Raw genomic sequence first — 13,715 nt, 5'->3', positions numbered from 1 at the left:
TCAGTCCTCGGCAGCCGGCGTCGGCTGGGCGGCCGGAGGCCGCGCAACCGCCTTTTTCAGCTCGGCCGCCCCTTTAGTCATCCGCTGCTTGAAGTCTGCGTAATAGCTGGCGAATTCGCGATTGCGCGGCTCCAGTTCGATCGCGCGCGCGTAGGCTTTCTCGGCCGCATAGTAGTGATAGGACGCTTCCTGAGCGCGGCCGAGGTCGAAGTTGAGCCGCGCCGAGTCGGGCTGCGCCTCGACGGCCTCCTGCAGGACGAGCAGCGCATCGTCGGGGCGGTCAAGGTTGATGTAAAACTCACCTAGCCTGGTAAGCGTGTTGAGATCCTCCGGGATCACCGCGAGCGCGTCCTTCAGCGCTTTCTCCTCGGTCGCCGTATCCTGGGCCTGCCCCGCGGCATTTGCCAGCTCGGAATTCAGCACGTATGGATCGCCGCCCGCTTCGATCGCGTTCTCGACCAGCGCCTTGGCCGAGCGCATGTCGCGGTCAGGACCATACACGGTCTGGAGCAGGGCGACGTAGGGTGCGAGATCGCCCGGCGCCTCTTCCATCGCGATCCGGAACAGAGCCTCGGCACTGGTCATATAACCCGCGGCAGCGTAGGCGCTGCCCGCACCGAGCAGCAGGTGCAGCCGGTCCGCCGGATTGGTGGCATGGCCAGCGGCCTCGCTTTCCAGTCGCGCTTGTTTGAGCGGACGATTGTTCAGGGCATAGAAGTTGCCGAGGCCGCTGAGCGCGCCCGGCATCCGCGCCGCGATCGCCTCCCGGAAGCCGCGCTCGACCGCCTCGCGCGTGCGCGGCGCGAGCCAATGCACCAGCTCGGGACTGAGATAGAAGTGGGTATCGGTCGAGGGCGAGTTGAAAACCGAGCGGGTAACCTCGGACTCGGCGAGAGTAAGCCGGCCGCGTTGGGCGAGCAGACTCGCGTAGGCATCGCGCTTGTATGGATTGGTGGGATCAAGCCACACGGCGCTGCGCAGTTCGCGCAGCCGGTCCTCGGGATTCATGATCCCCCGGCCAAACCGTGCCGCGAGAAAATGGCTCTCGGAATCCGCGGGATGGGCGCGCACGCGCGCAACCGCCGCGCGGAGATTTTTGACCTGCGCGAGGAAGTCGGGATAGTAAACGTCGCGCTGGCCGGTCGCCGCGAAAATCATCGCCAGCGCGAGGCCGGCCGCCAGAGCCGCAATCGGGCGCGCCGTCCTACCGCGCCGCATCTCGTGGCCGACCAGGGGCGGTGTGGCCGCTCGCAAGCCGAGCCCCAACAGCACCGCCAGCAGCATCGCGTTGGCCGGAATCTGAAGGCTGAAATCGACCGTCTCGTGCAGCGCCACCGCGCCGGCAGCGGCCACGACCGCGGCCAGCAGGGGCCACTTGCGCGGATCGCCTGCGCGCAGCGTGGCCGCAAGGCGCCGCAGGATGCGCCAAGCGAGCCAGATCAGCAGCAGCATCGCGAGCAGGCCGGCCTCGGCGAGAAACTGGAGGTAGTCGTTATGCGCCTCGCGGAAGAAGAGGTACTGCGACCACGGGGGTAGCGCGTAGCGCGTGAACATCTCTCCCCACACGCCCAGTCCGACGCCGAACAGCGGGAAATCGCGGCTCATGGCAAGCGATGCGCGCCACAGCGACGTCCGCTCGGCCAGTGTCACGACGTCGGAAGCGGTTTGGCTAATGCGCTCCGCGGTGAGGCTGCGTCCTTGCCCGCCGACAAAGATCAGCGCGAGCAGCAGCGCCCCCAGCGCCGCCACTCCCGCCCATCGCAGCGTGCGCGCGTTGATATGCCGCGCAAAGACCGCGCGCCGCTCCGCCGGTTGGAGGAAGTACAGCGCGACCAGCAACATCGCGCCGAAAGCCGCCGCCGCCCATCCGCCGCGCGACAGGCTAAGCAACAGCGCGCAGACGATGACGAAGGCGATAAGAAGGGAAAGCAGGCGCTGGACGGTTCGCCATTCGCGCGGCACAAGGTCAGTGCTGAACAGCGCGCCGGCCAGTGCGAAGGGAAAGATCATCGCCAAATAGTCGGCGAAATCGTCCGGGTTGACGAACGGCCCGCTGGCGCGCAGCAGCACCGTTCTGGGCGCGCCCCAGTCAGTCGGCACGAAAAACCACAGGATCTTGCCGTTCCACGAGGCCCAGTTGGCGAGCCCGATGAAGGCGACCGCCAGGCCCGTGGCGAGCACCATTGCGATCACCGCGCGGCTGAAGCGCAGATCGCTACGCGGCTCGCCCGGAGCGCCGAACGGGTAGAGCGCGACCAACAGAAACATCGCGGCGTACGCGAATGACTTAAGCAGGCTGGCGCGCGTCACGGCGGGCTCGAAGCTGAGCGCGCGCCATCCGCCGGTGTGGAGCGAGCGCAACGGTTTCAGCGCGGCTCGCAGAAGCTCCCCAAGCTGCGCGCCGTCGCCGGAGCTTTGGGCGGCCGCCTGCCGAACCTTCGGCGCCGCGACGGCCGAGGCGCCGGCGGGCGTCGCGCTGCCGGGGCTGTTATCCGTTCGCACGCTCGCTTCGCCCGCAACTGCTTCGCTGCGCGCGGACCCGTCCTGATTGGAAAGCGCGCGGCCGAGGGAGCGAGCCTTTGCGGGCGCGAAGGGAACCGAGGCGCCAGCGCTGACCTGCTGCGCGGTAGGCAGAATTACGGGGCTGGCGGGAGGACGCGGCGCCGCGTTGAAGTCAATGTCGCGATAAGAGTCGCGCGCCGGCCAGCCGGGTAGCACCTGCGCGTAGAGATGGTAGGCGGCGGGCGAGAGGCTGGCGAGCAGGTCCGGCGGCAGCGGCAGCGTTTCCACCGCAAGCAACCCGAGCAGTAGGGCCATCGGCGCAGCCACCGCAGCCAGCGCTGCGCGTCCGCCGACGCGCAGGAGCGTCCCGCCGCCGATCCATGCCTTGACCATCCACAGCGCGACCAGCGCGAAGCTGAGCTGCTCCATCAGCGCGTAGGCCCACGGATGAACCGCGCCGAAGCAGAGCGGGGTCAGCACGACCAGAAGGCCGATTCCCGCAAGCACTATGTGGTCGATGCGGCGCAAGCTTGCCGTGTACCTGCAGCCTGGGCGCTCAGGCGCCCCGCACGGGCGGGGCGGCTCGATGCGGTGGGGCGTCCGACGCCCACCCTGTATCAGTTAGCCTCGTGGCCCTCCTACAGGGCGTTCTCATCTTCGGGGGTGTAATAGCCCTGATGGTAGTAGTGGTAGTCGGAATGGTGCATTTTGATGCGGTTTAGCACCGTACCGAAAATCTTGGCACGCGCGTACTCCAGGCGCGCGCGCGCCGCCCGCACCTGATACTTCGGGGTGCGCGAGGCATTGGTCACCAGCAGCACGCCGTCGGCGATGGTCGAAAGCAATAGAGCGTCGCTGACCGGGATCACAGGCGGCGAGTCGATCACGATGTAGTCGTAGATCTGCTGGAGCTCGGTCAGCACCTGGTGCATCTTCGAGGAGCCCAGCAGCTCGGTCGCATTGGGTGGAACCGAACCGGAACTGAGCAGGAAGAGGCTTTCGATCCCGCTGGGGCGGATCAGATCGTGCAGGTCGCGCACGCCGGTCAGCACCTCGGTCAGCCCGAGATGGTTCTCCACGCCGAGCACGCGATGGCATCGCGGACGGCGCAGGTCGGCGTCGATCAGCAGCACGCGGGCATTGAGCTGTGCGAGCATCGCGGCAGTGTTTACCGCGGTCACCGTCTTGCCTTCACCGGCGAGCGCGCTGGTCACCAGCGTGACCTTGGGCGGCGCGCCGGCGCGCGACAGCAGCAGCGCAGTGCGCAGATTGCGGTAGGCTTCGCCCATTGCCGAGTAGGCGCCGTGGTCGGTAACGAGCTCGCGCACGGGAGCGGCGCGGCGCCCGTTGCCATTGCCGTTGCCGTTGACCAAGGCCTTGGCGGCGCGGCCGCCGTCGAGCGCGGCGCTTAACGCGCTGGCCAGCGGCGCGTAACCCTTGGGCCCGTATGTCGACGAATTCAGCCGGCTGAACTCGGGAATAATCCCGATATTGGGCAGGCGCAGGTAGCGTTCGGCCTCCTCGGGATCCTTCAGCGTGTTATCGAGGTAGTCGAGCAGGAAGGCAAGGCCGAGCGCGCCGCACAGGCCGAGCAGCGACGCGACCATCAGGTCGCGCAGCTTCTTGGGTGAGGTCGGAATCCGCGGCGCGGTCGCTTTGTCCACGATCGACACGTTGGAGGTCTGCGCCTCGGCCTCGACCCCCACGTCCTTCAGCCGCTTGAGGACCGCGTTGTAAAGCTGGCGATTGGTGTCGACGTCGCGCTGGAGGATCGCGTATTGGACCGCGGCGTCGTTGAGGCGCAGCGTGTTCTCGCGCTCGTCCTGGATCTCGGCCTTGAGCTCGCGCTCCTTTTCCACCGCCTGGTTGTAGCCGGCCTGGATCTGGTCGACCGCGGCCTGGACCTGCTGGTTGATGTGGGCCTTGAGCGCGGCTTCCTGGGCGCGCAGCTGCGCCAGCGGCGGATAGGCGGCGGTGAACTGGTTGGCGAGGCTGGCGTCTTGGGCGTAGAGCTTGTTGAGCTGGGTCTCCATCTCCTGCACCAGCTTGTCGTCCATCACCTGGGGCAACGAGCTGTACTGGTGCTTGCGGATCATCTCGACCTGCGACTCCAGGCCGATACGTTCGACCTCGGCCTTGGTCAGGTCCTTGCTCAAGTCAGCCAGCCGATTGACGACCACCGCGTCCTTGCCGTCGAGCGAGGTCAGGCCGGGAATAATGTTCTTCTTGCGCCGGTAGTCGTTGAGCGCGATCTCGGAACGCTCGAGCTGCTCTTTGATCTCGATCAGCTTCTGGTTGAGGAACTTCTCGGCCGAGTGGCTGGCCTGGCTGTGCAGCTCGATACCGCGCGCGATATAGGCCTCGGCGTGCGCGTTGGCGACGCGCGCGGCCAGCACCGGGTCGGTCGAGCTGTAACGAATGTCGACCATGCTGGTGCTCTTGACCGGCAGGATACTGAGACCGCCGAGGTAGGCGTCGATCAGTTCAGGCGCGACCCCGAGCAGGCCGACGCGCGACCCATGCGGGTTGGGCGTCGCGGGCGACGTCAAGTTGTGCGCCCACAGGCGCAAGTTGTTGAACAGGCCTGCGAGGCTGAGCGACCCCGACTTGCCGCCGGCGAAGGCCGGGTTGCGGTCGAGCCCCAGGTTGCGCACAACCTGGGCGGCGAGCGTCCGGCTCTGGAGAATCTCGGTCTGGGTCTTGATGTAGTCGGAGCCGTCGTAGGCGGCCTCGATCTCGATCAGTGCCTCGGCCGGATCGATCCCGGTAGGCGCCTTGGGCAGAATCATCACCGTGGTCTGGGCGGTGTAGATCGGCGTGGTCATCACCAGATGCAGCAGAGTGACCAGCACCACGCCGCCAGCCACCGCGCAGATCAGGCGCAGGTGCTTGCGCACGATGCGCCAGTAGGTCCACACGTCGATCTTGGCGACTTCGTCGTCGAAGAAGGCGGGCGAGAATTCGGGCTCAAGCGCGGGTTCGGGCACCGCGCCGCGGCGGATGAAGTAGGGCGAGGGTTCTCTCACGGTGTTTCTTTGCCTACGGCGCCGGCATTACGGGCCCGCCGACCGCCATCTTGGTCAGAACCTGGTAGAAAACATAGGGCCCGATCTTGAGATCCGAGTAGGGCACGTCAATCACGTCGTTGCCGCGTACCGGAAGGTCCGGCTCAGAGCCGTCCTTGATCTTGCTGAGGTCGATCTTGAGCACCAGCTTCGAACCGTCACGCCGGGTGCGGATGAGGTGGACTTCCGAGGTGTTGGCGGCGTACATCGGGCCGCCCGCGGCGCCGATCGCGCCGAGCACTGTCAGCCCCGAGCCAACCTGGAAATGACCGGGATTCTGCACCCAGCCCACCACCATCACCTCACCGCCGCCCGGCACCACGATCACATCGCCCGGGCGCACCGGCATGTTCAGGTAGCCACCCGAACCGGTCAGCGCCGTGTTCTTGAGCGCGATGACCAGCGGATGGCTGTTCTGATGGAGCAGCGCACTGACTTCACGCTGCTGAAAGCCGTCGCGCGCGCGCGCCGCGTCAGACGCCTCGCGGCGCAAGCCGTCAGTCGGCGCCGCTTCCCCGGTCGAGACCCGCGCGATCCGTCCGCCGGCAGACTGCGTACTGTATTCCGCGGGCAGCAGGATCACCTCGTCAGCCGCCTTGGCGCTGAGCCCGCCCGCACGCGTCAGCATGTCGAGCACGGTTTCGTTGGGACCGCTAAGCGTCACCAGTCCCGGCGCGTTTACCGCTCCGATAACCGCCACTTCGCGGCTGTGGTACTCCTTGACGAAGACCTCGACCTCGGGGTTGTACATGTAGGTCTTCAGCTTTTCCTGCAGCGCCGCATGCAGTTGGCCTTCGGTCAGCCCGCCGGCTTTGATCGCGCCCAGCATCGGCAGCGAGATCGTGCCATCGGCTTCGACTCGCACGGTGCGCTGCTTCAGCTCGTCGATCGGTGGAACCGAGATCACCAGCACGTCGCCCGGACCGATCGGGTAGTCGGTCACAACCTCGCCCTGGGTGCGCTGGCGATAAAGCGATTCGAGGCGGGCCGCGTCGCGCACATCGTTGGCAGAGCGCCCCTCGGCGTCGCTGTACGCAGGGGCGGTCTGCGCCAACGTCTTGTCCGCACCCGGCAGGGCCGTGTCGCCGGCGGCAACCGCCTGACTTATCGGCACGGCTGCCGGATCGTTAGGGCCGACGAGGCTCTCAGAGGCGTACTGCGTGCCGCACGCGCCGAGAACACACATCCCGACCACGACCAGCAGGTACTTGGCGAAGTTCACGCCTCTTGAACCGCTCCGATTAAGTTCCCGCTTCAGTTCCCGTGCACCGGCTAGCGCGATGGCGTCGCCACATGATGGTTATCGGAACCGGAGAGCGCCGCCGCCGCACCGATCGCGCCACCGCCAAGCAGCGCGGCACCGGCCGCAGTCATTTCGGCAGTTCCGAATCCGCCGGCAGCAGCGAGCTGGCACGTTGCGCCGGGCTGCGCAGTAGCGACTGCGGGAGCCGAGGTCGAAACGCCCCAATTGAGGCACAGGCCATCGGGGCCGACATACGAGGCAACGGTCTGTCCCTGAAATCCGCTCGGCCCCGGCTCCAAGGTGAAATTGTAGTTGCCCGACTGCAGACCGGTGATAAGGTAGCCGCCGTCGGATCCCGTCGTGGCCTGGCCGGCCACCGCTCCGTTGGCTCCCTTGGCGATCACTTGGACGCCCGCCACCGATTGGCCCTGGGCACTGGAGACCATGCCCCGGATGTCGGCAGCAAAGGCCGAAGTACCGACACCGATAATTAACGCGACCAGAACCGAGCAACTTTTCTTCATAGCCTTCCTCCGAGCTGCACGACCTGTTTCAGAATATATACCGGGTCTACAGGAGTCAACACTAGCTTTGTCAACTCAAAACATGACTGATTGTCCCCGATCCTAAGGCTCGCCAACGATAGAGCGACCCCCCTGGCAGGCTGATCAAATCGCTCTCGGTTATATGAAACCCGCAAGTCTTGGTCAAGTCAGCTAATTACAACTCATCATTGCCGCATTTAAGCGGGAATCGGAACGGATTTCGGCCGCGTCCGGTGCTACATCAGACGCGCGGGTCCACAACCCCTGTTACGTCCGACCGAATCAAAGGGAGCAGGAAGACGCGATGTCCGATTAGGGCAAAACAAAGCGTCGGTGACCGGCGCCGCACGTCAAGTCGCTAGGGCCCTTTAAAAGGTGGGAGCGGGCACGCGTTGCTCCCGGCCACCGAATCAACTTATGCTGACGAATCTTCTGCTGGACGCTCAACTCGCGAGCGCGGCCTGCAAAGCGTCGGAAACTGCGGGAAGCACCGCCGACCAATCAGCTGTCAGGCCCAGCGTAGCACGCTCGAAGATCGGCGCCTCAGGGTCGTTGTTAATCGCGACGACCACGCCCGCGCGTTTGATTCCCACCGTATGGTTGGGCGCGCCGCGCACGCCGATCGCGAAATAGAGCTGCGGATCGATTGCCTTTCCAGTCAAGCCGACCTGCAATTGCCGCGGCATCCATCCCTGGTCCGTCACGCGCCGCGTCGCGCACATACCGGCACCGATCACGCGAGCGAACTCGCTGACCGCGGCTACGCCCTTCGGACCGCCGACACCCATCCCTACGCCTACCACGACCTCGGCGCCCTCAAGCGGCGCTATCGAGGTGTCGAGCAGCGCATGCGCCGCGACCAGCCGGCTGAGCGCCGGGCGCAGCGTCGGCCGCACGGTTTCCACCGAGGAGGCCGCGCGCGCGTGGTTCGCCTCAGCCAGCTCGAGGACGCCGGTCCGCACGGTCGCCATCTGGGGAAACGTCTTCGAAAGGATAGGCGCGACGATATTGCCGCCAAAGGCCGGCTTGAGCGCAACCATTCGACCTTCGCTGTCGAGCTCGATCCCAATCGCGTCGCCGGTCAAGCCCAGGTTCAGGCGCGCCGCCAGCCGCGGCGCCCAGTCGCGTCCGCGTTCGCTGGCGTTGAGCAACAGACCCCAGGGAGTGCGTTCTCGCACCAGGTGCGCGACGGCCTCGGCGGCCGCCTCCGGGGTGTAGGCTTCGAGCGCGGGATGGTCGAGCACAACGACCTGGTCGGCGCCGTAGCTCGCGAGCAGGCCGGCGTGGCGGGCGAGTGCCGCGGGGAATCCGACCGCGACGAGTGCACCGCCGAGATGCGCAGCGAGCTCGTCGCCGCGCGAGAGCAGTTCGAGGCTACCTCGGGTAATTTCGCCGGCGAGGTTGGTTTCGCACACCACCCATAGATCGCGCCCGCGCGCCGGTTTGCGCAGGGCGGCGCCGACCGGGCGGCGCGCGCGCCGCCTACGCCTGAGCGCACCCATCGCGTCGAGCGCCGCAACCACCTCGCGCGCCGCACGCGCCGGGTCAGCGGCGTCGATCATGCGGCACTTCGGATAGCTGCTCGGGGTCGCGCGCACTTCCTGGACCGAGGTCGGCGAGCCGGCGAAGCCGAACTGCGAGGCGTCGGCGGCGAGGGCGGCCGCGCGCACGGATTCGATTTGCCGCGCCTTGGCCTGCTCGACCGCTTCCGGCTTGACCCGGATCGGCTGCGCCACGCGCTCGGCGCAGGTCAGCAGCGCGGGCATCGCGCACTCGACGTCGTCGTAGCCCTCGTCGCTCTCGCGCTCGGCGATAACCCTGCGGTCTTCGATCCGCAGCTTACGTACGCCTGTGATTTGTGCGATCCCGAGCAGCTCGGCGATCTCCGGGCCGACCTGGCCGGTTTCGGCGTCGAGCGAGTACTTGCCGAGCAGGATCAGATCGAAGCCCTCGCCTCCCAGCCACTTGGCCAACGCGCGGGCGGTCGCCAGCGTGTCCGAGCCGGCGAAGGCGCGGTCCTCAAGATGTACCGCGCGATCCATCCCCATCGCGAGTGCGTCAATCAGCGCCGCGCGAGCCTGCGGCGGCCCCATCGTGACCACCGTCGTATGTGCGCCGAGGCTCTGCTTGAATTCGGCCGCAAGCGAGATCGCCCGCAGGTCGAAGGCGCTGATCACGTTGACCCCGTCACGCCGAATCGTTTTGGTGACCGGGTCGAAGTTGGCGTCCTCGACCAGGGGAATCTGCTTGATGCAAACGGCTATCTTGAGCACTGCGCTGTCCACTCCTTGGAGGCCGAATCGGAGCGAGCCTGAGGTCGCGCGTTCGAGGCTAACCGAGCGGCGCAAGCCGATGCAAGGAAGCGCGCGCGCCGCTTAAGCAGTTGCGCGCGATCCGATAGCTTCGCCCGTATGAGCGCCCGCCGATCCATCCGCCGCGCCGCGCGCAGCTCCGCGCTGCTTGCCGCCGCGGCGCTCATCGCCGCCGCCGCGAATGCAGCGGCAACGGCGACCGTCGGTGACGCCGCCGCCGCGGGCGCCGGCCCGCCCGCGCGTATCGTGTCGCTGGCGCCGGCAGTAACCGAGACGCTCTTTGCGCTGGGCGAGGGCGCCGCGGTGGTCGGCGTCTCAACCTATTGCGACTACCCGCCCGCCGCCACCCATCTGCCCCGCGTCGGCACGTTCCTTACGCCCAACGTCGAGGCGATTGCGGCGCTGCGCCCGACGCTGGTCATCGGTCCCGGGCTGTCGTCGAACCGCCGCCAAGTGCGCGCGCTCGAGGCGATGGGCTACCCGACGCTGACGATGAACGACGACTCGCTCGAAGACATCGAGCGCGGTATCGCGATGGTCGGCGAACGCACCGGGCATGGCGCGCAGGCGCGCCGGCTGCTCGCGTCGATCGACGCCCAGATCGCCGCCGTGCGCGCGCGACTTGAAGGCACAAGGCCGCGCAGCGTGGTGATGCTGGTCGGCCATCAGCCGACCGTCGCGGTCGGCCATGGCAGCTACCTCGACGACCTGCTGCGGCTGGCTGGCGGCGACAATATCGCGGACGTGGTGCCTCAGGGCTGGCCCCATCTGAGCCTGGAGTACATTATCGCGATGCGCCCGCAGGTTATCCTCGACGGCCAGATGGGCAGCGACGCGAGCAGTCCCGCCGGCTTCTGGTCCCGCTATCCGGAGATCCCGGCGGTGCGCAACCGTCGCGTCTTCGGCTATCCTCAGGACCCGGTGTTGCACCCTGGGCCGCGCGTGGGCCAGACGCTGGAAATTCTCGCCCGGCTTATTCATCCTGAACGCTTCGCCGCGCCGGGCGACACCCCAGCGCAACCCGTTTCGAAGGATGAGCGATGAGTGAGCCGTCGAGGAAGCCGAGGCCCGGCACCCCCGGCACGTCTGAGGCTTCGAGCGGCGCGCCTGCGCCCTCTGGCGCGCCCGGCGTCGGCAAACCCGGCGATCTCGAGGCGCTCGCCGCGGCCCATCTGACGCGCGCGCGGATGACGCTTGTGATGGGCGCGCTCGCGATCGCGCTGGTGATGGTTTCGATCGCGGCCACCGCCTTTGGCAGCGTGCATGTCAGCCTGATCCGCGCGGTCGGCGAGCCGCACAGTCCCGACCATGCGATCTTCTTTGCCGCGCGCCTGCCGCGGGTGCTGATGGGCGCGGCGGTCGGCGCGGCGCTGGCGGCGGTCGGCGCCGCGCTCCAGGCGCTGGTGCGCAACCCGCTCGCCGAGGGCGGAATCCTCGGGATCTCTGGCGGCGGCGCCTTCGGCGCGATCGTCGCGATGATCTGGCTGTCGGCGGACACGCTCGGCGTGGTGCCGTTGTGCGCGTTCGTCGCCGCGTTGCTTTCGACCGTGATGGTTTACCGGCTGGCGGTGGTGGACGGCCGGATGGAACCGTTCACGCTGCTGCTGGTCGGCGTGATCTTCAACTCGATCTGGGGCGCGGCGATCATGCTGGTCAACAGCGTCGCCAACTTCTACTACGTCCACGACATCGTGTTCTGGCTGATGGGCAGCTTGGAAGCGCCGACCTGGGCCGAGGTCGCACTGGTCGCGCTGACGAGCACGGCCGGGCTGGCCGCGCTGACCGCACGGGCGCGCGATCTCAACCTGCTCAGCCTGGGCGACGAAGCGGCTGCCGAGCTGGGCGTCGACGTCGACCCCCTACGCCGGCGCATTTTTGTCGTGACTTCGGTAATGATCGGGGCGGCGGTTGCGGTGAGCGGAATCATCTCCTTCGTCGGGCTGATCGTGCCGCACGTGTTGCGGCTCGCCTTCGGCGCCGACCATCGCCTTCTCCTGCCAGCATCGTTCCTCGGCGGCGCCGCCTTCCTGGTCCTCGCCGACCTGGTCGCGCGGGTGGCGATCGCGCCGAGCGAGCTTCCGGTGGGCGCGATCACTGCGCTGTGCGGCGGCCCGTTCTTCGTCTATATGCTGCGCCGCGAGGGGCGCGGCCCGCTCGCGTTCTAGGACCTGTCGTGCCTGCAGAGTCGGACCTTCCGCAAGCGCATTTCGCCGGGCAGCCCGCGCCCCGGACGCCGGCACTGCGTGCGAGCGGCCTAATCGGCGGCTACGACGGGCGGGCGGTGCTGCATGGTGTCTCGTTGGAAGTCGCGGCGGGCGAGATGCTGGCGATCGTCGGGCCCAACGGCGCCGGCAAATCGACCTTGCTGCGGATGCTCGGCGGGCTGCTCGAGCCATGGCAGGGCGCGATCGAGATGCTCGGGGCCCCGCTCAAGTCGTGGGAGGGACGCGCGAAGGCGCGTCGGCTGGCCTTCGTCGGCCAAGACAGCGCGGTGGCTTTTTCGTTCACGGTGCTCGAGGTGGTCCTGATGGGCCGCGCGCCGCATCTGGGCGTGATGCACTTCGAGAGCCGGCGCGACCTTGCGATCGCGCGTGACGCGCTGGCCCGTTTCGGCGTGCTTGAGCTGGCCGCGCGCTCGATCCAGGAGCTTTCAGGCGGTGAGCGGCGGCGCGTCCTGCTCGCCCGCGCGCTTGCCCAGGAACCGCAGATCGCCTTGCTCGACGAGCCCACGGCCCATCTTGATCTGCGCCATGTCGCGGAAACTTTCGAGCGGCTGGGCGAGTTGCGAGCGACGCGCGGGCTGGCCGTGATCGCCACGCTGCACGACCTCAACGCCGCTGCGTGTTACGCCGACCGCGTGCTGCTGCTCAAGGACGGAACGGCAGTCGGCCTAGGCACGCCGCAGGAGGTGCTGACCGAGGAGAAGCTGCGCGCAGTGTACGAGACCGAGGTCTATGTCGGCCGCAATCCCGCCACCGGCGCGCTGGCGGTGCTGGCCGGCGGGCCGCGCCGGTGAACGGCGCCGCGCGCAGACTGGCCAACAGGACCGCCGAAGCGGGTTGAGACTCGGCCGCGGCGGGTAGTACGCGAATGATAAGTTTCGGTTTTTGGCGTCACAAACCCGGCATCAGCGCCAAGAAGCTGTCTCGCGCCGGATAATTTTCACACTGCCCCTCAACGGGGCGACCTAAAAATAACCACCGACGGCGCGGCGCGCCGTCAGTGGCGATCAGCAGATGTGCAGGCAAGATAGGCGCGAGTTCCCAACCAAGAGCGCGCCTGGGAACCCAAACGATCAGGACGGAGGCGGACAGCTTTTCAGGTTGCTCGCATTACAGAAAGTATACGAAAAGGGACCGCCCACCTGGGCGCTCACATTGTTCGTGAGGTCAGCAACTGAGACATCGCCATACTCGACCTGGTAAATGACCAGCGACCCGCCCGCGTTCTGGCAGGCGCTAGCACAATCGTCAGCGGGTGGCGGCTCGTCCAGCGTCGTGGTCTGACGCGTGGTTTGCTTGTCCGTCACGATCCAAATTATTCGCCTGGTGGCGCCCGTAACTTCTGAACACAGCGCCTGCGAATTCTTGGCCAGGCATCCGTAAGTCGCGGACGCATCGCCGCTGAGATAGTAATTTACCGCGCCGCCCGGCAGCCCCGTCTCGGCCCATCGGACCAGCAGTTCCCCCGGGGTGGGGCCCTTGAGAAGGCTGGCGCTCACCGACAAAAAGGACGGGCTCGATTGCGCCGAGGCGAGCTCCGGCGTGAGCGCGAGCAGCGCCGCAAACGCTAATGCAGTTCTCATGGTTGAAAGCGGCTCCTCTGGAACGCCTTAAATCCGGCGCTCAAAGTTTCGACCCGCAACGCGCCCCAGCAACGAACATGCCATCGTCGTCTGCGATTCGGTCTTTGGCTCTATAACTGCCGCACCGACATCTCAACGGAGTTGGATAACTTCGAGACCATTCTTGAAGCGAGCCCGATGATTCCAAAAACAAGCTGACCGCGCGCGCGCGCCGTCGGTCACGATCAAATCGGGGCAAACTCG

9 protein-coding genes are annotated in these 13,715 nt (G+C 67.1%); 3 read left to right on the top strand and 6 right to left on the bottom strand.

All coding sequences use genetic code 11. From position 1 onward, the window contains the following. The 5 genes from VFB33_03715 to VFB33_03695 all read right to left on the bottom strand — a co-directional run bounded on the left by VFB33_03715 (position 1) and on the right by VFB33_03695 (position 9,628). Complete coding sequence (locus tag VFB33_03715) at positions 1 to 3,030, bottom strand: O-antigen ligase family protein (GenBank protein HZO80779.1); 3,030 nt, start codon at positions 3,028 to 3,030, stop codon at positions 1 to 3. A 110-nt stretch (positions 3,031 to 3,140) separates the two neighbouring features. Then, the gene (locus VFB33_03710) at positions 3,141 to 5,528 is read right to left on the bottom strand and encodes a polysaccharide biosynthesis tyrosine autokinase (protein HZO80778.1); all 2,388 of its coding nucleotides are present in this window, start codon (positions 5,526 to 5,528) and stop codon (positions 3,141 to 3,143) included. A gap of 13 nt (positions 5,529 to 5,541) precedes the next feature. Beyond that, positions 5,542 to 6,789 carry a polysaccharide biosynthesis/export family protein gene (locus VFB33_03705; GenBank protein ID HZO80777.1) on the bottom strand — a complete coding sequence of 416 codons (1,248 nt, stop codon included), beginning with the start codon at positions 6,787 to 6,789 and terminating at the stop codon, positions 5,542 to 5,544. 50 nt (positions 6,790 to 6,839) lie between these two features. Next, positions 6,840 to 7,334, bottom strand: coding sequence for a carboxypeptidase-like regulatory domain-containing protein (locus tag VFB33_03700; GenBank protein ID HZO80776.1), 495 nt, complete (start codon positions 7,332 to 7,334; stop codon positions 6,840 to 6,842). Between the two features lie 464 nt (positions 7,335 to 7,798). Then, positions 7,799 to 9,628 (bottom strand): FAD-binding protein, encoded by a 1,830-nt coding sequence (locus VFB33_03695; GenBank protein HZO80775.1) that lies wholly within the window; start codon positions 9,626 to 9,628, stop codon positions 7,799 to 7,801. A gap of 138 nt (positions 9,629 to 9,766) precedes the next feature. Between VFB33_03695 and VFB33_03690 the strand changes: the two genes are divergently transcribed. From VFB33_03690 to VFB33_03680, 3 genes are read left to right on the top strand one after another with little or no spacing between them, the layout of a single operon-like run. Beyond that, positions 9,767 to 10,711, top strand: coding sequence for a cobalamin-binding protein (locus tag VFB33_03690; GenBank protein ID HZO80774.1), 945 nt, complete (start codon positions 9,767 to 9,769; stop codon positions 10,709 to 10,711). Then, positions 10,708 to 11,832, top strand: a complete 1,125-nt coding sequence (locus VFB33_03685) for an iron ABC transporter permease (GenBank protein HZO80773.1) — start codon at positions 10,708 to 10,710, stop codon at positions 11,830 to 11,832. The genes VFB33_03690 and VFB33_03685 overlap by 4 nt, the downstream gene beginning before the upstream one ends. 8 nt (positions 11,833 to 11,840) lie before the next feature. After that, complete coding sequence (locus tag VFB33_03680) at positions 11,841 to 12,683, top strand: ABC transporter ATP-binding protein (GenBank protein ID HZO80772.1); 843 nt, start codon at positions 11,841 to 11,843, stop codon at positions 12,681 to 12,683. A 279-nt stretch (positions 12,684 to 12,962) separates the two neighbouring features. Here VFB33_03680 and VFB33_03675 read toward each other — a convergent pair whose 3' ends face one another. Continuing rightward, the gene (locus tag VFB33_03675; protein HZO80771.1) at positions 12,963 to 13,472 is read right to left on the bottom strand and encodes a hypothetical protein; all 510 of its coding nucleotides are present in this window, start codon (positions 13,470 to 13,472) and stop codon (positions 12,963 to 12,965) included. Positions 13,473 to 13,715 lie beyond the last annotated feature (243 nt).

The sequence above is a fragment of the Candidatus Binataceae bacterium genome, from assembly GCA_035650475.1.
Classification (GTDB): Bacteria; Desulfobacterota; Binatia; order Binatales; family Binataceae; genus JAKAVN01.
The sequence above is the reverse complement of the archived record's forward strand: the minus strand, read 5'-3'. Positions and strand labels throughout refer to the sequence as shown.